Below are 20,682 nucleotides of genomic sequence, written 5' to 3' on the forward strand. Positions count from 1 at the left end.
CTAAATGATCTTGTGGAAAAACCGGATATCACATTGCCAGTTCATGCGTAATATCTGGCTTATTCAGCTCTTCAACATTGACATCTTTAAACGTTACGACACGAGCCTCGCGAATAAACCGAGATGGCCGGTAAATATCCCAGACCCATGCATCTTTCAACATCACTTCAAAGAAAATATCACCAGAGGCCGAGGCGCGAACCTTCACATCGACGTCGTTCGCCAAATAGAACCGTCGCTCAGTTTCAACAACAAACCGGAATAGATTAACTACTTCACGATACTCGCGGTACAACGCCAACTCAGCGTCTGCCTCAAAGTTTTCCAATTCACTCATTATTTGCCTGTCCAATCGTTGAGCTCACACCAGGGAGTTTCCACGCTGTCCGATGAAAATCGCACGGCCCATGTTCTGCTAAACCAGCGATATGTTGTGCTGAAGCATAGCCTTTGTTACGTTCAAAACCGTACTCAGGAAAATTCTGAGCAGCCTGAACCATAATCGCATCACGTTCCACCTTAGCTAATACACTCGCTGCCGCCACGACGGCGCAACGCGCGTCGCCTTTTACTTCCATGTGCACCGGCAATGCTGGTAGCGTGCAACCGGCATCGAATAGCCCGTCCGATGTCCACCAGTCGTGACTACCGTCGAGGAGTATTCCACCAATATCGTACTGGGTTAGTTGTGCTAGTGCGTGGCTCGCAGCGATCCGCAGTGCACCGATAATTCCAAAATCATTAACGTCATTAGCGCTCGCATGTCCAACTGCATGGACACTTACCCACGATGACACCGGTTCAATCAGGTTTTCACGCGCTCGCGGCGATAGCAACTTAGAATCCCGCAAATTTTCCGGGAAGGCATCCTTCGTCTGGAGATTAACAAGAGCAATACCTACACTTGCTGGACCAGCAATGGCACCGCGCCCTACTTCATCTACGCCCGCCAAAAATGCTCCGGGTTTCAGCGTTTTTAGCAGTTCTTTTTCAACAACACGATCAGGACGTAACATTCACACTACCCAATCACCGTTGTGGTTCAGGAACGCCTTCAAATACTTTCGATACATCCGGCAATGTTCCAAACCGAGAAATTGGCAAAATACGCAACCAAGCGCGCCCTTCTATATTTCGAATCGGCACAAAACCCGACCCGTCAACTCGTTGGTGATACCGCGAATCACTCGAATCAGAACGGTTATCTCCCATGACCCACACGTGTCCACGCGGGACTCGCACGTCAAAGGTCTCGTCAGAAGGCGCTACCCCGGGTTTAATATAAGTTTCATCGAGGCTATGCCCATTGACCATCATGCGTCCTTTGTCATCACAACATGAGACGTGGTCTCCCGGTAAACCTATAAGCCGTTTAATCAGGTGGCTTCCGGCATTCTTTGGCATAAGTCCGACTGCTTCGCCTACTTTTTGGATGCCAGCTTGCCACCCGGAAGGTTCAGGTACGTGGGTGTTGGCTAACCATTGCCCTGGATCCCGGAACACTACGATGTCACCGCGGTTAAGATCATCAGCGCTTTTGGCAAGTTTATTGACCACAACCCTATCATCAATGATGATGGTGTCCTCCATAGAACCGGACGGGATCTCAAAAGCCTGCAGAAAAAATGTTTTTAGTAGCACTGAGAATAACAGTGCAATCGCCACAATAGTACCAATTTCAAGAATTGACGAGAAAAATCTGCGGCCAAGAGATACCGGTTTTTTATCCGCTGGGATAACAATTCGTAAACGTTGAGCCCGCGCTTCATCAAGCGACACCGGTTCGATAGTTGGTGGCATCACGTCAGGAGCCGGAGCGTAGCGCTCGGCTTCGATCTCTTCACCGGTATCCGATGTCATTTTTCTCCTGACGTATAATTTTACGACTCTTCAAGCCTACATAAGCAGCCTTGGTTGTGCGTAGGTCAACTACCGCGCGTCACGTATCAGTTCCATCACAATACAGAAATGCCCCGACATATAGCCGGGACATTTCTTACAAATACGATCAGCGAGCGTCGGTACGCTTCTCCTTGATCTTAGCTGCCTTACCGTGCAAATTGCGCAGGTAGTACAGCTTAGCCCGGCGGACATCACCACGGGTCACGACCTCGATGGAGTCAACATTCGGGGAGTGAAGTGGGAACGTACGCTCCACACCAACGCCAAACGATGACTTGCGAACGGTGAATGTCCCGTTGACACCAGTGCCGCCCTTACGAGCGATAACTAGGCCTTGGAAGACCTGGATACGGTGACGGTTTCCTTCGACAACCTTGACGTTAACCTTGACGGTATCGCCAGCGCGGAAGTCTGGGCGCTCAGTGAGCTGGGATTCAGCAATCTTCTTTAGAAAATCCATGATTCTCTCAACCATTCTGCGCGCAGGTCAGAATGCTTTCCGGGGTTACCCCCGTTCGTATGTGCATTTATCTTGCCTCGTACACCACCCCCTGCGGCAGGCTCTGGTGTACGCGTTATAGCAAGCGTTTCTTATTCTGCCAGATTGAGTGGCCGCACTAAAGTGACTTCACTATTATTCGCGTCACCAACATTGCTGGTACGTTCCCCGAAAGGCACGAATCCGGACTTTTTGAGCGCCTTCTGTGCCCGGCGATTAGCGTTGGCCACTGCAGTCCACACGTCTGCATGATTCGGAACCGCAGAACAGTCACGGAGCTTGTTGAATGTTTCTGCCATTAAAAATCCGTATAGTCCACTACCTCGCCACAATCGATCGAGGTAGATTCCTACAACGTACACCAGATCCGATGCTTGCGGACCTCCTAGACGATGAGTTATCTGTGTATCCCACGTTGCATGAGAAAATCCGATAATTTCGCGTTCCAGTTCTGCAACGAGAACAAGCTGGGTATCATCTGCGATCCACGAACGGACGTTTTCTTTATCCAGATGCTGAGTTATGTGCGTCTGGATATTTGTTTCGGACACATCTCGATCAAGACTATCTGGGAAGGTACGTCGCGCAAGTTCGGTAAGCGCTTCGACGTCGGCTTCACCAGCTAAACGCACGGTCACCTGTTTTACTGGTCCATCCGTTTTCCGAGGACGAATCCATCCGTATTGAGCTAAGAGGGCACAATCTTTCTTGTCGAGATTACTGACGCGTGCGATCATGTCCGGCCGGCGTACTGCGGTTTTTTCAAGGGCGCGATCCCGGCGCCATCGGGCGACGGCTTGGTGATTTCCGGACGTCAAAACCTCAGGTACCTCTATCCCTCGAAATTCCGCTGGCCTGGTATATACCGGGTATTCCAGCAGACCGGCTTCGCCATGGGATTCTTCAACTAAGGATTCTGGGTTGCCAACCATACCTGGCACCAAACGTCCGACGGCTTCGATCAGTGCAGTAGCAGCTACCTCACCGCCATTGAGTACGTAGTCGCCAAGCGAATATTCATAGACGACGACGTCGGGCTGGCTTGCGTAATACTCAGCCACTCGGGAATCAATTCCTTCGTACCGACCACACGCGATAATCATATGATCTGCCTGTGCCAGCTCATAACAACGCTGCTGCGTGAGCGGATGACCAGATGGAGTTGGGATTGCGAGGACACATTGCCCGACTATACCGGAACGTGCGCGTACATCATCGAGAGCAGCACCCCAAATATCTGACTTCATAACCATGCCGGCGCCACCACCGAATGGCGTATCATCCACAGTTCGGTGGACGTCTGTGGCCCAATCGCGTACATCGTGGACTTCAATATCAATCAATCCACGAGCACGTGCTTTGCCGACTAGAGAAACGTCGAGGACCCCGAAGAATTCCGGGAATACGGTCATGACGTCGATGCGCATCAGTCGATCTCCAGCTCGTCGTCGGAAAACAGACCAGCCGGAGCATCAATAATCACACAGTGATCGTCGAGGTCTACTTCAGTAACAATCGCTTTGACGAATGGCACACGAGTTATTAGACCGTCTGGCTCACGGACAATGAGATAGTCATGAGCGGGTCCTGGTTCGAGTCCAGTTACTTCACCGAGCTCATACCCTTCCGGGTCTAAGGCTTCGAGCCCAACAAGTTCATGTGGGTACCACGCATCTTCTTCGACTTCATCTTCGTCGGTCTCGATCACGAGTTTGGCATTGCGCATTGCTTCGGCACCGGTCCGATCTGCATATTCCGCAAAAGTGACGAACGTAGACCCTTTGTAGGAGCGCACACTTGCGATTGTAACCGGACCAAGATCAGCAGGGTCTGTTTCATACATTGTGCCGACGACGAGTCGGCGTTCCGGCGCATCAGTGCGTACATTAAGTTTGACTTCACCTTTGAGCCCATGAGCAGAACCGACAATAGCAACTGTTAAAAGCATGATGACCTTTCTAATAAACAGACCCGCCCTCGTTTTCCAAGGGCGGGTCTGCTACACGTAAAATCAGCGATCAGTTTCGATCACATCAACGCGAACGGAACCGTTCGTTGCCAGTGCGCTCATCACAGAACGCAACGCCTTGGCCGTGCGACCATTACGGCCAATCACGCGGCCCAAGTCCTCCGGGTTTACGCGAACTTCAAGAAGCTCACCGCGGCGGTTAGTTCGGGAAGAGACCTCGACATCATCGGGGTTATCCACGATTCCACGGACGAGGTGTTCCAAGGCTTCGGCTAACATCAGGCTTCCTCGGTCTCTTCAGCTGGTGCTTCGGCAGCTTCAGCAGCAGCCTTAGCTTCGGCCTCTTCGCGAGCCTTGGCCTTCGCAGCACGACGCTTCTCAGCCTCGTCCTGAACAGCCTTGATAGCTTCTTCGCGAGCCTTCTCAGCATCAACCTTTTCGACGGTCTTCAAGGTGGAGCCACCTTCAAGACCCTTGGCAACCTGCCAATCACCGGTGATCTTCAACTGAGCGAGTACTGCTTCGGATGGCTGTGCGCCAACGCCGATCCAGTACTGAGCGCGCTCAGAATTGATGTCGATGGTTGAAGGCTCGGTATGTGGATTGTAGTAACCGATTTCTTCGATGACGCGGCCATCACGCTTCTTGCGCGAATCGACGACAACAACACGGTACTGCGCTTGACGGATTTTACCCATGCGCTTTAAACGAATCTTGACTGCCACTTTTGTGGTCACTCCTGGTTCTATAGTTGGGCGGAACATGACTCTGATCCGGTGGGAAATACACGCATCAGCGAACTGTTCCTAACTGAGGAATTCACCCGGTGAGAGGTCCGAATTGCATCCTGAGTACAACGAACTATTCTGCCAGATTTCCCACACCAACACCATTTATTTCACTCGTGCCGCTGGTGGCATCGCTCACCTCTGATTTTTCGCTTGGCTGTGATTCTTCACGCACAATTTCCCATCCACAATAACTCTTATCCTGTACACAATAGGATTATGAGTTTTTCGTCAGAGTCTTCCCGTGATCTTTCTGCTTTCGCCTGGCTATCCGTGGGCGCCGCAGTTGTAACAATCAGTTTGAAATATGTTGCGTACGAAGTTACTGGTTCGATATCACTTTTGTCAGATGCGATGGAATCCGTTGTCAACCTAGTTGCCGCCATCGTCGCCCTGTTGGCTCTGAAGCTCGCCGCAAAGCCCGCAAATTCACGGTTTCCGTTCGGCCGGTCCAAAGCGGAGTATTTTTCTGCTGCCCTCGAAGGCGCAATGATCTTTGGCGCAGCAGCACTCATTATGTTCACAGCTATTGGCCGGCTGATTCACCCAGTAGAGGTTGATCAGCTCGGTATCGGAATTATCATTTCTCTCATTGCGTCAGCTGTTAACGCTGCAGCCGGTTTTATATTGTTAAGAGCAGGAAAAAGATACACCTCGCCCACTCTGATTGCAGACGCAAAACATCTGTTTACTGACATCGTCACTTCGGCTGGCGTCGTCGTCGGTGTTGGTCTAGTGGCAATCACGGGCTGGTCTCAGCTTGATCCGGTTATCGCGATCTGCGTTGCGTTAAATATTATCTACGTTGGCATCACCCTTATGCGGGACGCTCTGGCAGGACTTATGGACGTCGCATTACCCGACGACGAAAACCAAGTCATCATCGAAATTCTCAATTCACACGCCCAAGAGAACTGCATCTCTTTCCACGGCTTACAAACTCGTGTTTCCGGGCATGAACGCTATATCAAATTCGATGCCCTCGTCCCGGATTTATGGACAGTCAAACAAGGCCATGACTTTGCTGAGAGCCTCGTTCGTGAAATCCAACAGCAGTTATCAGACGCGGCGGTGACAGTTCACGTCGAACCGATTAACGATCCAGAATCTTATAAGGACATCCCGCAAGGCTATATCCCATTGAAAAAAATGTAAAAGGTCATACAGTATAATTTATCAACTGTTGACGATCAGTATGTTCTAGCCGATGCACTCTAGAACAAGGAACGGAATTTCAATGAAGAAAACTCTTACCCTTATGTCGCTGGGTAGCTTACTACTCGCCGCCCTGCTCTATCTTGTCTTTGCTTCCCGCCTAATAGCAGGAATAGGATTCCCATTCCTGCCACTTATCATTGCGGCTATGTTAGGTTTCGTAGGCATACTCGCCTTGAATATGCTGCTGGTGGCATCTTCATGGAATTCTCCATCACGAGCACTAGCCGTTTTATTTCTGATCGGAGAAGCCTGCTTACTTCTTGCCTTGTGTATTGGATTTGTGAGCGTTGACGAATACCCCTCATTGGGTCGCTTCCTTACTTCCACGCCACTTTCTACCGGTTTAAGCATCGCTGGCGTTGCCACATGGCTAGTGACGTTGGGGTTTTATTCACGCCGATCCCATTAACCCATAATCAAACCAAGTGACCGATACTCTATCCAGCTATTTCCATAGAAATAGTTTGAGTATCGGTCACTTTTTAGTTCTATTTATGCCTGAAACCGGATCCCATCAATAAACACCGAGGCGGGATGCAACGTCTGCGTAATATCTACTTCCGGATCGCTATCGTAGACAACGAAATCAGCCGGAGCCCCCTCCTCCCAAGTTGGCAATCCAAGCCAAGAACGTCCCGCATAACTCGCATTCGCCATCGCAAAATCTGGCGGGAAACCATCAGCTACGGCGTCAATAAGTTCATGTGGCATCGATAGTTCACCAACGTTCTCCGACGTATCCGTGCCCATCAGCATAGGTACTCCCGATTCCATCATTAGCTCTAAATGCTCGCGCCGCTTCCGGTCCATTCCCCGCATCCGTTCCACATAGATCGGGAAACGCGAACCGGCGTCAGCAAATTCTGGAAACCGCCTAATTTGATGGACGGTCGGGGTAATCAGAATTCCGCGATGCGCAGCTTCTTGCAGGTGCTCAGCCGTCATTCCAGTGCCGTGCTCGATACCGTCAACTCCAGCTTCAAGAAGATCATCGATAGTTTCGGTACAAAACGAATGAACGGTCACTTTACCGCCACATTCGTGAACTGCTTCCACAGCATCCGCTAGAGCAGACTGGGGCCACACCGGACGATTGTCGCCCGCTGCACGATCAATCCAATCGCCCACGATTTTGATCCACCCATCAGATTTCTCGTACTCAATTATGGCTTGGCCGACGAGACCGGTTGGTTCAACTTCAACAGCTAGGTGACGCGTGTACCGTTTGGGACGGGAAATATGTTGGCCACAATGAATCACACGTGGCAGACCATCGTAGCGATCGCCATTGGGATTTTGCTGCCCACCGCAATCACGAACCGCGGTAACACCCCATCCGCGTAATGCGGTTAGCCGACGACGTACCTCACGCCGGTCAAGCAAACGTCCATCACGGTTGACACCCGGATGGGTATGGGCATCAAGTAAGCCTGGATAAACATAGCCGTTGATATTGGTTACGGCTCCCTGTGGTTTTTGCCGCGTTATGCGTCCGTCAACAATCCACATCTCACGATGCGACGTACCCCGAAGCGTACCGCTCAGCCGATAATTTACCAACGAGCAAACCTATCGCAGAAACTTCTTCAGATCATCCAGGTTCACGTCCGGCTGGGCGCTAGATTGTCCGCCAAAAGCGCTTCCGGACGCTTCCCGTTTCCGAGCCGCTTCAAGCTCCTGTTGCCGACGCTTAGCCGGATTACCGGAACGGCCTTTCTTCGAGCCGCTCTTCTTCTTAGCTTTCTTATTTTGTTTCTTGGTATACCCACCGCCCGGCATTCCCGGGATCGATGGCATTCCAGGCATGCCAGGGATTCCACCGCCGCGCGCCATTTGCGTCATCATCTTCTTGGCCTGCTCAAAGCGATCCATCAAAGAATTCACTTCTTGCACAGATGTACCCGACCCCTTAGCAATACGCATACGCCGAGAACCATTCAGAATCTTAGGATTGGCACGTTCTTTTTTAGTCATGGAGAGCACGATGGCTTCTTGGCGATCAATCTCGCGCTCGTCGAAACCTTCGATAGCCTCGCGGAACTGTCCCATACCCGGGAGCATGCCCATGATTTTTTTCATCGACCCCATCTTGCGCATCTGGTTAAGCTGCGCCAAGAAATCGTCAAGAGTAAAATCGCCGCCTGCCATCTTAGCGGCTAAGTCGGCAGCTTCTTCCTCATTCCAGGTACGTTCCGCCTGTTCAATAAGAGTGAGAATGTCACCCATATCGAGGATACGAGATGCCATCCGATCAGCATGGAACCGCTCAAACGCATCAAGTTTCTCACCAGTAGATGCAAAGAGTACTGGTTGACCGGTAACGCCACGCACTGAAAGCGCCGCACCACCGCGGGCATCGCCGTCGAGCTTCGAGAGAACAACACCTGTGAATCCAACGCCGTCGCGGAAAGCCAACGACGTCGTCACTGCGTCCTGACCAATCATCGCGTCCAGCACAAACAAGATTTCATCCGGAGTTACCGCGTCGCGAATATTGCGAGCCTGGGCCATCATTTCTTCATCGATGCCCAAACGACCTGCAGTATCAACCACAACCACGTCGAAGCCATTTTCTTGGGCGTGCGCTACACCTGAGCGAGCTACCTGAACCGGATCACCGATTCCATTACCTGGCTGCGGTGCCCATACTTCAACACCAGCTTGACCAGCAACAACCGTCAGCTGTTGCACGGCGTTTGGCCGCTGCAGATCAGATGCAACCAGCAACGGGCGCTTGCCACTTTCGCGTAGCCACCGACCCAGCTTTCCTGCCAATGTGGTTTTACCAGCACCTTGCAAGCCGGCCAGCATAATGACTGTTGGACGATTCCCGGTAGCCCAATTCAGCTCCCGACTTTCCCCACCGAGTACCGCAATAAGCTCTTCATTAACGATCTTGACAACTTGTTGTGCCGGGTTGAGTGCCTGCGAAGCAACAGCACCCACAGCCTTTTCCCGAACGGCCGCCGTAAAAGTACGGACAACCGGCAAAGCCACGTCGGCATCCAATAACGCGCGGCGAATATCGGAAATTACTGCCTCGACATCCTGCTCGGATAACCGACCGCGCTTGCGAAGATTCCGCAAGGAACCGGTAATACGATCAGAGAGGGAGTTGAACATGACAGACCTTTCGACAGGGATTAATCGGGAACGATAGGGGTTTTAGGATAGTAGCGAATCGACGAAGTTTTCTGGATCGAACGGAGCGAAATCATCCGCGCCCTCGCCCAGACCAACAAACTTCACTGGGACGCCAAGCGCACGCTGGACTGAAATAACGATTCCACCTTTTGCAGTACCGTCAAGCTTGGACAAGACGATACCAGTAATTCCGGCAGCTTGAGCAAAGACTTCGGCCTGGCGCATGCCATTTTGACCAGTAGTTGCGTCTAGGACGAGGAGGACTTCGCCAGTAGGCACAGTTTTTTCCATAACACGCTTGATTTTACCGAGCTCATCCATAAGCCCTGCTTTATTTTGGAGACGCCCAGCAGTATCAACGATGACGACGTCGACGTCGGTATCGGCTCCCTGCTTAACCGCATCAAATGCTACCGAGGCTGGATCTGCGCCTTCACGATCGGAGCGAACTACCTCTACCCCAACGCGTTCGCCCCAAGTGCAGAGCTGATCGGCTGCGGCCGCACGGAATGTATCTGCTGCTCCTAAAAGCACAGTGTGCTCTTGGGCAACAAGAAGACGAGCGAGTTTACCAGTGGTTGTAGTTTTACCAGTGCCATTAACACCAACCATCAAAATGGTAGCTGGTTTGTTCGTTAGTGCGAGCGAACGATCCATCTCCACATTGACGGCCTTCAATAATTCGTCACGCAATAGTTGCCGGGTATCGGCCTCCGGGCCAGTAACTTTCACTGCGGTACGCAAGTTATCGAGAATCTCAGTGGTGGCATCTAAGCCAACATCAGCCATCAACAAGGTTTCTTCTAGTTCTTCCCAATCTGCTGGCGATAGGTCACCACGAGAAAGGATTCCAAGCAATGCCTGGCCGAGCCCACCCGAATGTGCCAAACGTGCCCGTAAGCGTTGCATACGCGACGGCACTGATTCTGGGACTTCCTGCGCCGGTGAGCTGGTATCCGGAGTTGGTGCTACCTCTTCTTCGACAGGAAGTAACGGTGTTTGTTGGGCAGGCGGAAGCTGATCAGACTGGCGTGTTTTGATGAACGCGACCACCCCACCAAGCGCAACAAAAGCTAGTAGGGAAACAATAATGACAAGATAAGTTAAAGAAGACACATGCTAATCTTCCCGCACAATGGAAGAAAAATAAACTTTAGGCGGCGTGATTTTCCTTCTTTAACATATCTGCTACCTTTTTAACCCTTTCCACACCAGGGTTTGATGCCAATTCACTCACCGCAGCATTGAGCTCTTCCGGTGTCAAATACGCGTCACCTTCATACGGCGCAAACGTGGAAAACACATCATTGATAGAGACGTCATGATGCTCGATGGCAAACTGTTCAGTATCGAGCCGGTCTGCTCGCATCGCTTTAACAGCATCAACATAGTATCCAACGAAGCCCTTTTCAGGACGACGCCACGAAGCTATCAGCCAGATAACACCGATAGCAAATACAGACATTACACACACAACAATCAACGGTAACCACACACTCTTAGTGTGCCTTCACCAAGTTAGGAATGGATACAGGGCACGCTATTTCGTCAGTCACATTTGGGTAACATCTTTGAGGCGTTGTGAGATCACCGTGGTAACTCCGCCTTCGCGCATCGCCACGCCATAGAGTGCGTCGGCAATTTCCATTGTGCGCTTGTGGTGGGTGATGACTAAGAGCTGCGAATTTTCTTGAAGTTCGACGAAAATATCTAGGAGCCGGGAAAGATTGACATCATCTAAAGCTGCTTCTACTTCGTCCATCACATAGAACGGTGATGGACGGGCCATGAAAATCGCAACCAAAAAAGCAAGAGCGGTCAAGGAGCGCTCGCCACCGGAGAGTAACGAAAGCCGTTTCACCCGTTTACCCGGCGGACGAGCTTCAATATCAATTCCGGTCGTAAGGATCGAATCTGGATCCGTCAGCACCAATCTGCCTTCTCCACCAGGAAACAACCGCGGGAAAATACGTTCAAATGCGCGGGCTACATCTTGATATGCCCCACTCATCACTTCGTGAACGCGTGAGTCAATATCGCTCACTATCTGTAGCAGATCGGCACGCGACTGACGCAAATCAGCCAATTGTTCCGATAGGTAACTGTGCCGTTCTTCCAGTGCGGCATGTTCTTCCAGAGCCAACGGATTAATTTTTCCGAGTTTGGCGAGATCGCGTTCCGCGCGAGCTAAGCGTTTTTCTTGTTCGCCGCGAACATACGGGTATGAACGCGGGTGGCCGTCGTCGTCTTGCGATTCCGGATCGACAATGAGCTGATGTGGTCCAAACTCATCGATTAACGTGGCCGCTTCCATACCCAGATCATCGATGGCACGCTGAGCTAACTGTTTATACGTCAGTTGCAGTTCGGCCAGAGCCAGTTCATGCTGGTGCCGGCTATCGTCAAATTGTCGTTCCTGCACCAAAGCTTCATCAAGCGTCTGGCGCGCCTGGGCTATGCCAGCTTCTCGTACCGAATGTGCTTCGTTCAGTTCTTCGCGTTCCTGATTAATCTCAGTTTCCAAACGCTGTGCCTCGCGTGCTGCCCGATCAGCATACTCATATACCTTCTCAGCAATCTGTGCAGCCTGGGCGCGTCGTTGCGCGGCGCGTCCTTCTTGCGCGATCCGCGCTTCGACAGATTGCGCAGTGTTTTCTAAGGTGTCAGCTCGTCCAGCAACCGCACGCAACCGTTCCTCGCGAGTACGCAACGACAGCCGGGCCTCGGTTTCTTGAGTACGCGCTTGTATGGTTGCCTGATGCGCAGACTCACGCTGCGACTGCAGCTGGGCTAATTTAGCTGTTTGCTCCGCTGGGTCATCGCTGGTAGCCGCATTTCTTGATTCGAGTTCGGCGCATTTGGCAGTATGCGCCGCAAGATCAGCATCAATACGTTGTATTCGCTGTTCATTTCGTTCGGTTTCCGCCTGCGCTGTGGAAAGGGATTGCCGTAACACTCCCAATTGAGCGCTAATCGCCGCCACCTGAGAATCACGGCTGGTGAGTTGAGTTGCTAGAAGATCATAGTTTTCTTGTGCCTCGTTACGTGCAGAAATAGCTTTATCGATATCGCGTTGGGCTTCTTGTTCTACTTTGTGGGCACGTTCTGCTTGTTGTACCGCATCATCATAGAGAGCTTGTCTAGCCAAGATCGCATTATGTTCTACTTCCCCACCGCGAGCCGTAGTTAACGTGACGACGTCGCCCGCTAACGTTGCGACTCGCTGAGCACCAGCGTTCATGAGTTTACGGGCAATGCGCAGATCCGTGGCAAGCACAGTATCAGCGAGGTAATAACGTAAGGCGCGTGCTACGTCGTCGTCCCCATGAATCACTGACGATGCCGAACGCGCCTCGTGCTCTGATACGCCGGCAGCCTCAATAACTGTCTGTGTTTGATCGCCACAATCATGGCTGGTGCTGATAAGGAAATCTACGTGTCCGGCATTTGCTTGGCGAGCGGCTTGTAAGGCGTCAATCGCGAGATCGACGTCGGTCACAACTGCTCCATCTGCAACACCAAGCATCGCGGCTTCGATTCCAGCTTCCCAGCCAGCATCGATTCGGATGGCATCACGCACGAGCCCATTGATCCCAATTCGGTGGATGTCCAACGCCCAAGCGGTAGCATTTTCTGGCGCAAGTGACAGTTTCAGTGTTTCGGCTTTAGTCTGCCAGGCAACGCTCTGTCCTTGTGCCTGGGTCAGTGTTTTGCGAGCGCGCTCCACCCGTTCACTGGCAGCAGCAAGGTCTTTCGCGGCTTCCTCATGTTCAATGGCGAGGGTGTCATCACCGTCGGTATGGGCAACAATATCTTGTTCCAGCCGGGCAACCTGATCGGCAGCATCGCGGGCGCGAATCTGTGCATCGTTCCCAGCACTGGCTACACGTTCGCGTTCTGCCGTCAACGCTTCGAGCCGCGACTTCACGGCAGTAATTTTGCCAGCTAACCGTGCTGCGGCTTCTCGCTGGTCAGCCAAGGCACGATTGACCAACGCCAGCTCAGCATCTATGCTTCGTTCGGTTCGCTCACAGTCTTCCCGTTGGGTGATTACCGCGTTGAGGGTATCGTGCGCTTGCTGGACCAGCATGGTTAGTTCGTCTTCTTCTTGCCGTGCAACCTGTGCTCGCCCACGAATAGATTCAGGAGATTCACCCCGGTGGATATCGGGCGTTGCCGAGAGCAAGGACCGGTGACGTTCTCCCGCCAGCGCACGCAACGACGCGAAGCGTTCCGCCAGCGCTGTGACACGTTGCCAGGTATCGGTGAGTTCGGCAAGCCTCGGGCTAGCTTGGGCGCGTTCGTTTTCCAGCCGTTCGAGTTCGTCGCGGGCGGTACGTACCGTATGCTCGATTGCTACTCGCTGTTGCGCAAGCGTCTGTTTATTGGTGGTTTGGCTGGCGAGCCGTGCCTGAGCTTGGGCTAGATCATCAGCTAGGAGCCGGGCGCGAGCATCGAAAACATGCTGTTGAATTGCTTGTGCACGGCGCGCGGTTGACGCTTGGCGAGCCAACGGGCCGAGTTGGCGGCGCAGTTCTGCCGTGAGGTCTTCGATTCGGGTGAGATTGGCTTGCATCGCATCAAGTTTGTGCAACGCTTTTTCTTTACGACGACGATGCTTGAGTACGCCAGCAGCCTCTTCAATAAATGACCGGCGGTCTTCAGGAGTAGCGGTTAAAACTTGGTCAAGTTTTCCTTGCCCGATAATGACGTGCATCTGTCTGCCCATACCGGTGTCAGAGAGGAGTTCTTGAATATCGAGCAACCGGCATGGACTGCCGTTGATAGCATATTCAGAACCGCCCGCGCGAAATAGGGTCCGCGAAATTGTTACTTCCGAATAGTCAATGGGCAATGCGCCATCACTATTGTCAATCGTCAGCGAAACTTCGGCTCGACCCAAGGCAGGACGTGATGCGGTTCCGGCAAAAATAACATCAGTCATATTGCCGCCGCGCAAATTTTTTGCGCCTTGTTCGCCCATCACCCATGCCAGGGCATCAACAACGTTCGACTTGCCCGATCCGTTCGGACCGACAACACAGTTAATCCCTGGTTCAAAATGGAGCGTGGTTGCCGAAGCAAACGACTTAAAACCACGCAATGTGAGTGTTTTTAAGTGCACGTTATTAGCTTACACATTCCCGTAATGCTTGGAGAATGAGCTGTGTGGAAGCGGCTCCTGGGTCAAGATGTCCAATGGTGCGCTCACCGAGGTATGAGGCACGTCCCTTGGTGGCAACCATCGGTATCGTATTTTGCGCCGCGGTGTGCGCGGTCTCGGTCATGAGCTGTGCTGAAGCCACTAAGTCAGCGCCTTCATCAACGGCAGTGTTGACGGCATCGGATACCGGTAGCCAGACATCGAGCATTGTTTTTTCGTGTGCCTGCGCATGCCCACGTCCTTGAATAGCGGCAACTGCCCGGTCTAGCATCGCGGCTAGTGTTGCTGGCGTGAGTTCGTCATTGGCAACATCAGCCATCCGAATAAAAGCTGACCCGTATAGTGGTCCGGCAGCTCCACCGACATTGGAAATCAACGTCATCCCAATACCACGCAAAACATCCTCTGCGTGAGGATCTGCATGAGCATCTAAATATTCGGCAACGGCACAAAAGCCCCGATCCAAATTCTCGCCATGATCAGCATCGCCAATCTGACGGTCGAGTTCAATCAGGGTTTCGCGGTTGTCTTTAACAAGGTCAGCTATTCGGTATCCCCATTGCCGCGCCCACATTAAAACCACACACTCGTTTCATGTTCGGCAGATTGTACCGAATCAGATGAATGGATCAGGTTTTCGATTGAATCTGTTCCGGTATCGCAGGCGAAATCACCACGGATTGTTCCGGGGGCTGCTGTTGTTGGGTCGGTTGCTCCGCTGAGTGAACGAACGCCTTCGATAACACGATGGCCGCTGACAAGGGCCGCGATGATCGGACCGGATGTCATGTACTCAACGATGCCTGGGTAGAACGGCTTGTCAACAAGTTCACGATAGTGCGCTGCTAGCTGCTGTTCAGTAGCAGTAAGCATACGCACATCTTCGATTGTGTAACCCTTAGCTTCGATACGAGCCAAGATTTGTCCGACGAGGCCACGGCGTACGCCGTCGGGCTTAACTAAAATGAGAGTTGTTTGTTTCATGATGCTAGTCTAACTCGATATCAACTGGTCCGGCACCGAGAAGCGCACGCGCTTGTCCACCGAGCATGATTGAACCGAGAACAGTCACTGAGGCTGGCGCTATCGCGTCTGGGTCAACGGTTTCGGCAATGTCCGCGGCGGTGGCGATAGCATCAAGCAGTTCGCCTACCACTCGTACTCGATCTTCACCAAAAATATCGGTGGCAATCTCAGTCAAATCATCAATATCCATGGCTCGGTCGCCAGCCATTTCAGTCACCACAATAGTATGGAATACTGGCTCCAGCTCAGTAAGAATGCCTTCGACGTCTTTATCAGCCATTGCGCTAAAGACGGCAACTCGTGGCCCGGGGAAGTATTCTTCGAGCCCTTCTCGGGTGACTTTGGCACCAGCCGGATTGTGTGCGGCATCCACAATAATCAGTGGTGACGACTTAACTACTTCGAGTCGACCAGGCGAGCTTGTTGACATTAACGCGTGTTCAACAATGTCTCCAGGAATAGCAGAGCCCCCAAAAAATGCCTCCACCGCAGTTAATGCAGCCGCCGCGTTTTGAGCCTGATAGGCACCTAGCATGGCGAGTGGAATATCTTCGTAAACAGCTGCCGGGGTACGCAACGATATCAGTTGGCCACCGACGGCAGCTTCATGACTAATTACCTCGAAATTGTCGATCAGGGTTGCGTGTACTCGATGGGCGTGCTCGTATGCCATCGCACGTACTTCTGGATCTTGCGGGGCCAAAATCATGATAGTTCCGGGCTTGACGATCCCGAGCTTTTCGAATGCGATATCCGTGAGGTCATGCCCTAACCATTTTTCATGGTCATGTGCAATCGGCATGATCATCGCAACGTCAGCATCGATCACATTGGTGGCATCCCAACGTCCACCCATTCCAACTTCGACGACGGCGACGTCCACGGGTGCCATTGCAAACGCAGAATATGCCATCACAGTAAAGACTTCGAAGAAGGACATTCGCGGCCCATCTTGAGCCAACGATTCCGCATCCACCATCTCGATAAACGGGGCTACGTCTTCCCATGTTTGGACGAAATCAGTGGCGCTAATCGCCATTCCATCGATAGATATCCGTTCCCGTACAGAGTTCAAGTGTGGCGAGGTAAACCGCCCGGTACGTAAGCCGCGCTCACGCAATAAGGCTTCCACCATACGCGCAGTTGAGGTTTTCCCGTTCGTTCCGGTGATGTGAATAACCCGGAACGAATGTTGTGGATTCCCCATCAGGTCTAATGCACGCCGAACTCGATCAAGCGAAGGTTGGACCTTATGCTCGGGTGCTCGGGCCACAATGGACAGATAGATTTCTCTTACCCGTTCTTGGATTTCGGCATCTTCTACCCATTGGGCAGTTTCGCGTTCGTCCTCATCTTTAATATCGGAAACGACGCTTGGATCCGGCCCCGCAAACAATGGGGAGGCAAACAAGGCAGCTAATGCTTCGCCCGTTTCGTCAATCTCGTCCGGCGTCGGAGCCGAATCCATAGCGTCATTCATTTAGTTCACCTTTTCTACCTGAACCGCAAATTCACCGGTTAATACTTCTGATTCTACTGCTAATGTTTCAGCGCTAATCATCTCACGATGAGTCTCTACCGCTGCCCGATGCTCTTCGGGAACAGTTAATACTAGCCGGATGCGGTCTGCCACATGCAGGTCTTCCGCTTTACGCTGATCCTGGACTGCACGAATCACGTCACGCGCATATCCTTCAGCTTCCAGCTCGTCATCCAAGACAGTATCGAGAACAACGAACGCTCCGGAAGCCAAGACCATCGCGACTGAGCCTTCTTCGGCACTGACCGATGTGGTCATTTCGTATTGCTCTGGAGTTAGCTCAACTGGCGGCTCAATCAGCATCCGAACGCCCGTTTCGGTGCGCTCCCACTGACCGGTCTTAGCAGCCTTGAACAATGCCGAAGTGAACTTACGAACCGATGGATCCAGTTCACGTGGAAGCACTGCAAGATCGGTAGATACTTCTAGTCCAGATTCAGCAGCTGACTGGATCTTGACTTCCTTCACGTTGACTTCACCCTTGATAAGCTCAGCGTACGGTGCCAAATCGAGATCAGTGACCACGGTCAGTGCCCGCAACGGTTGGCGTACCCGCAACTTGTGAGCCTTTCGCAAGGAATGAGCGGCCGAAACAACGTCACGCACCTCGTCCATGACGGCTACTAGATCGTCGTCGACTTCCCCAGCCTCTGGATAGTCAGTCAAATGAACAGACCGACCGCCAGTCAGGCCACGCCAAATTTCTTCGGAGACCAACGGCAGCATCGGTGCCACGACGCGCATCAGCGTTTCGAGCACGGTGTAGAGAGTATCGAACGCAGCCTTGTCCTCATTCCAGAACCGGTCACGCGAGGTGCGCACATACCAGTTGGTCAGCAAGTCAAGGTAGGCACGTACAGCTTGGGTTGCTGCTGGGATGTCAAGGCCATCAAGAGACTGGCGAACGTCAGAGACCAGCATAGATGTACGAGAGAGCAGGTAGCGATCCATCACATCAGTTGGCTCACTAGTCAACCCATGCGAAACGTAACCCTTACCGCCGTCGACCGTTCCGGCGTACAACGCATAGAAATACCAAGTATTCCACAACGGCAAAATCACGTGACGCATAGCCTCACGGATACCGGCTTCGTCAACTACGAGGTTTCCGCCGCGTAGCACTGGGGAACTCATGAGCATCCAGCGCACCGCGTCCGAGCCGTAGGAGTTGAACATCTCCATCGGGTCTGGATAGTTACGGAGCGACTTGGACGCCTTTCGGCCGTCATTACCCAGCACGATACCGTGAGAGATACATGAGGTAAATGCCGGCTTATCGAACAATGCCGTTGCCAACGCATGCATGACGTAGAACCAGCCACGGGTTTGACCAATGTATTCGACGATGAAATCGCCTGGGTAGTGCGATTCGAACCAGTCGTGGTTGTCGAATGGATAGTGGACTTGGGCGTATGGCATCGAACCAGAATCGAACCAGACGTCGAGGATGTCAGTGACGCGACGCATGGTGGACTTTCCGGTTGGATCGTCTGGGTTTGGCCGGGTTAATTCGTCGATGAATGGGCGATGCAGGTTTGGTTCGCCGTCGCGTCCGCGAGGCAACCGACCGAAGTCACGTTCGAGTTCTTCGAACGAGCCGTAGACGTCAATACGTGGATACATTGGATCATCGGACTTCCATACTGGAATTGGTGTTCCCCAGAAACGGTTACGGGAAATCGACCAGTCGCGAGCGCCTTCGAGCCAGTGTCCGAAGATGCCGTCCTTGATATGTTCTGGCTGCCAGATGATGTCCTGGTTGAGTTCTACCATGCGGTCACGGAACTTGGTGACGGCCACGAACCAGGAGGTCACTGGCTTGTAGATCAGTGGCTTGCGGCAGCGCCAGCAGTGTGGGTAGGAGTGAACGTAGGACTTTTCCTGAACCAGCACGGCGCGCACGGATGGGTCACGACGCGCGATTGGGCCAGTTGCGTCACGCAAGTCATTAATAATCGGCCGGTTAGCATCGAACACGTGCATGCCGGCGTAGTCGGAGACGACGTCGAAGAATTTTCCGCCAGCATCCACGGTTTCGATGACGTTCACGCCAGCTGCAGATAGAACGAACATGTCGTCTTCACCGTATGGTGCGGTGTGGACTAGGCCGGTACCGTCTTCGGTGGTGACGTAGTCTGCTAGGCAAATCTTCCAGGCGTTTGGCCCTGGCTTCTCCGAATCTCGGGTGTAGTAGTCGAAGATTGGTTCGTAACGTAGACCTTCGAGGTCGCGGCCTTTAACTTCTTTGACGATGCGTGGTTCTTCGCCGAGTTCCTTGGTGTATGCGCTCAGGCGTTCTTTTCCGATGATGACGTGTTCGCCAGCGAGATCGCCTTCAGTTGGTTCGACGACGACGTAATCGATGTCTGGGCCAACGGTGATGGCGAGGTTGGATGGCAAGGTCCATGGTGTGGTGGTCCAAATTAGTGCAAGCTCGCCGGTTTCCATCCGCAAGCCGACGGTGACTGTCTGATCTTGGCGGTCTTGGTAGACGTCGTCGTCCATCTTCAACTCGTGGTTGGATAGCGGGGTCTGATCGTTCCAGCAGTATGGCAACACGCGGTAGCCTTCGTACACGAGGCCCTTATCGTAAAGGGACTTGAAGGACCAGATCACGGATTCCATGAAGGTTGGATCGAGGGTCTTGTAACCGCCGTCGAAATTCACCCAGCGTGCTTGACGGGTGACGTATTCTTTCCACTCCGAGGCGTACTTCATGACCGAGCCACGGCAGGCATCATTGAACTTCTCGATACCGATTTTTTCGATTTCGGACTTGTCTTCGATTCCGAGGATCCGCTCAGCTTCGAGTTCGGCCGGTAGACCGTGGGTGTCCCAACCGAAAACACGCTCAACGCGGTTACCGCGCTGGGTCTGGTAGCGGGCAACAAGATCCTTGACATATCCGGTGAGCAGGTGGCCGTAGTGTGGCAGACCGTTAGCAAAAGGAGGTCCATCGTAGAAAACGAATTCGCGACCTTCACGCTGATCAATGGACGCCTGGAAGGTTTCATCTTTTTCCCAGTAGGCAAGAATATCTTCTTCGAGGTGTGGGAAATTCGGTGAAGCCACCACATCATCTGTGCGGTGGAGTGGATAACGGCTCGACGTTGGCTCGCCCATGTAGGAACTCCTCATAGTGTTCGGTCAGGCGAGGACGCATAGCCACGTTGGGGCGTTTGCGCGGTACCACCTCGCTTGCCAAACCTTGTTTTCGCCAATCGAAACAGGTTCGACGGCGGAGCCTAGGCATGGCCACTCGTTAGGGGCGATGACGGACCCATCCGTTCGGTTCTAATAGGCATCGTTGCCGAAGCCGTTCTTCCGAATGCTCCCCGGTGATTGCCGGATCATTGCATCTACCTAGTTTAATCAATGATCTCGGGCATTTCTACAGAACGATACGTGAAATACCTTGCGTGAGATACACCA

At 52.6% G+C, this 20,682-nt stretch carries 19 protein-coding genes; 2 read left to right on the top strand and 17 right to left on the bottom strand.

From position 1 onward, the window contains the following. Positions 1-28 precede the first annotated feature (28 nt). The 8 genes from BLT51_RS08300 to rpsP all read right to left on the bottom strand — a co-directional run bounded on the left by BLT51_RS08300 (position 29) and on the right by rpsP (position 5,095). Complete coding sequence (locus tag BLT51_RS08300) at positions 29-337, bottom strand: DUF2469 domain-containing protein (protein ID WP_091282135.1); 309 nt, start codon at positions 335-337, stop codon at positions 29-31. Continuing rightward, the gene (locus BLT51_RS08305) at positions 330-1,016 is read right to left on the bottom strand and encodes a ribonuclease HII (protein WP_091282138.1); all 687 of its coding nucleotides are present in this window, start codon (positions 1,014-1,016) and stop codon (positions 330-332) included. Before BLT51_RS08305 ends, BLT51_RS08300 begins: the two co-directional genes overlap by 8 nt. A gap of 13 nt (positions 1,017-1,029) precedes the next feature. Further along, positions 1,030-1,860, bottom strand: coding sequence for a signal peptidase I (lepB, locus tag BLT51_RS08310; protein WP_091282141.1), 831 nt, complete (start codon positions 1,858-1,860; stop codon positions 1,030-1,032). Between the two features lie 148 nt (positions 1,861-2,008). Then, positions 2,009-2,362, bottom strand: a complete 354-nt coding sequence (gene rplS, locus BLT51_RS08315; RefSeq protein WP_231700089.1) for a 50S ribosomal protein L19 — start codon at positions 2,360-2,362, stop codon at positions 2,009-2,011. A 131-nt stretch (positions 2,363-2,493) separates the two neighbouring features. After that, complete coding sequence (gene trmD, locus BLT51_RS08320) at positions 2,494-3,828, bottom strand: tRNA (guanosine(37)-N1)-methyltransferase TrmD (RefSeq protein ID WP_091282148.1); 1,335 nt, start codon at positions 3,826-3,828, stop codon at positions 2,494-2,496. Next, positions 3,828-4,349, bottom strand: a complete 522-nt coding sequence (rimM, locus tag BLT51_RS08325) for a ribosome maturation factor RimM (RefSeq protein WP_091282152.1) — start codon at positions 4,347-4,349, stop codon at positions 3,828-3,830. Before rimM ends, trmD begins: the two co-directional genes overlap by 1 nt. Before the next feature lie 63 nt (positions 4,350-4,412). After that, a complete protein-coding gene (locus BLT51_RS08330) occupies positions 4,413-4,649 on the bottom strand; it encodes an RNA-binding protein (RefSeq protein ID WP_091282155.1) in 237 nt (78 codons plus the stop codon). Then, the gene (gene rpsP / locus BLT51_RS08335) at positions 4,649-5,095 is read right to left on the bottom strand and encodes a 30S ribosomal protein S16 (RefSeq protein ID WP_091282157.1); all 447 of its coding nucleotides are present in this window, start codon (positions 5,093-5,095) and stop codon (positions 4,649-4,651) included. Before rpsP ends, BLT51_RS08330 begins: the two co-directional genes overlap by 1 nt. 282 nt (positions 5,096-5,377) lie before the next feature. Here rpsP and BLT51_RS08340 point away from each other — a divergent pair, with 282 nt between their 5' ends. Both BLT51_RS08340 and BLT51_RS08345 read left to right on the top strand, forming a co-directional pair. Then, positions 5,378-6,313 carry a cation diffusion facilitator family transporter gene (locus tag BLT51_RS08340; RefSeq protein ID WP_091282159.1) on the top strand — a complete coding sequence of 312 codons (936 nt, stop codon included), beginning with the start codon at positions 5,378-5,380 and terminating at the stop codon, positions 6,311-6,313. Between the two features lie 82 nt (positions 6,314-6,395). Beyond that, positions 6,396-6,785 (top strand): hypothetical protein, encoded by a 390-nt coding sequence (locus BLT51_RS08345; RefSeq protein WP_091282161.1) that lies wholly within the window; start codon positions 6,396-6,398, stop codon positions 6,783-6,785. An 83-nt stretch (positions 6,786-6,868) separates the two neighbouring features. Here BLT51_RS08345 and BLT51_RS08350 read toward each other — a convergent pair whose 3' ends face one another. Genes BLT51_RS08350 through ileS form a run of 9 tightly spaced genes read right to left on the bottom strand, consistent with a single transcriptional unit; the run spans position 6,869 to position 20,373 of the window. Continuing rightward, positions 6,869-7,936: an amidohydrolase family protein gene (locus tag BLT51_RS08350; RefSeq protein WP_157672977.1), complete on the bottom strand. Its 1,068-nt coding sequence runs from the start codon at positions 7,934-7,936 to the stop codon at positions 6,869-6,871. A 9-nt stretch (positions 7,937-7,945) separates the two neighbouring features. Further along, the gene (ffh, locus tag BLT51_RS08355) at positions 7,946-9,499 is read right to left on the bottom strand and encodes a signal recognition particle protein (protein ID WP_091282165.1); all 1,554 of its coding nucleotides are present in this window, start codon (positions 9,497-9,499) and stop codon (positions 7,946-7,948) included. 42 nt (positions 9,500-9,541) lie between these two features. Next, on the bottom strand, positions 9,542-10,636 hold the full coding sequence (gene ftsY / locus BLT51_RS08360; protein WP_091282167.1) for a signal recognition particle-docking protein FtsY: 1,095 nt from the start codon (positions 10,634-10,636) through the stop codon (positions 9,542-9,544). Positions 10,637-10,673: 37 nt separating this feature from the next. Further along, the gene (locus BLT51_RS08365) at positions 10,674-11,015 is read right to left on the bottom strand and encodes a hypothetical protein (protein WP_091282170.1); all 342 of its coding nucleotides are present in this window, start codon (positions 11,013-11,015) and stop codon (positions 10,674-10,676) included. Between the two features lie 57 nt (positions 11,016-11,072). Beyond that, a complete protein-coding gene (smc, locus tag BLT51_RS08370; protein WP_091282171.1) occupies positions 11,073-14,645 on the bottom strand; it encodes a chromosome segregation protein SMC in 3,573 nt (1,190 codons plus the stop codon). A 4-nt stretch (positions 14,646-14,649) separates the two neighbouring features. After that, positions 14,650-15,258: a dihydroxyacetone kinase subunit DhaL gene (gene dhaL, locus BLT51_RS08375; protein ID WP_091282719.1), complete on the bottom strand. Its 609-nt coding sequence runs from the start codon at positions 15,256-15,258 to the stop codon at positions 14,650-14,652. Beyond that, positions 15,258-15,668, bottom strand: coding sequence for a nucleoside-diphosphate kinase (ndk, locus tag BLT51_RS08380; RefSeq protein ID WP_091282174.1), 411 nt, complete (start codon positions 15,666-15,668; stop codon positions 15,258-15,260). Before ndk ends, dhaL begins: the two co-directional genes overlap by 1 nt. A 4-nt stretch (positions 15,669-15,672) precedes the next feature. Further along, positions 15,673-17,190 carry a bifunctional folylpolyglutamate synthase/dihydrofolate synthase gene (locus tag BLT51_RS08385; protein WP_091282176.1) on the bottom strand — a complete coding sequence of 506 codons (1,518 nt, stop codon included), beginning with the start codon at positions 17,188-17,190 and terminating at the stop codon, positions 15,673-15,675. Then, the gene (gene ileS / locus BLT51_RS08390) at positions 17,191-20,373 is read right to left on the bottom strand and encodes an isoleucine--tRNA ligase (protein ID WP_091282179.1); all 3,183 of its coding nucleotides are present in this window, start codon (positions 20,371-20,373) and stop codon (positions 17,191-17,193) included. Between the last annotated feature and the right edge of the window lie 309 nt (positions 20,374-20,682).

This window comes from Arcanobacterium phocae (assembly GCF_900105865.1).
GTDB classification, from domain to species: Bacteria; Actinomycetota; Actinomycetes; order Actinomycetales; family Actinomycetaceae; genus Arcanobacterium; species Arcanobacterium phocae.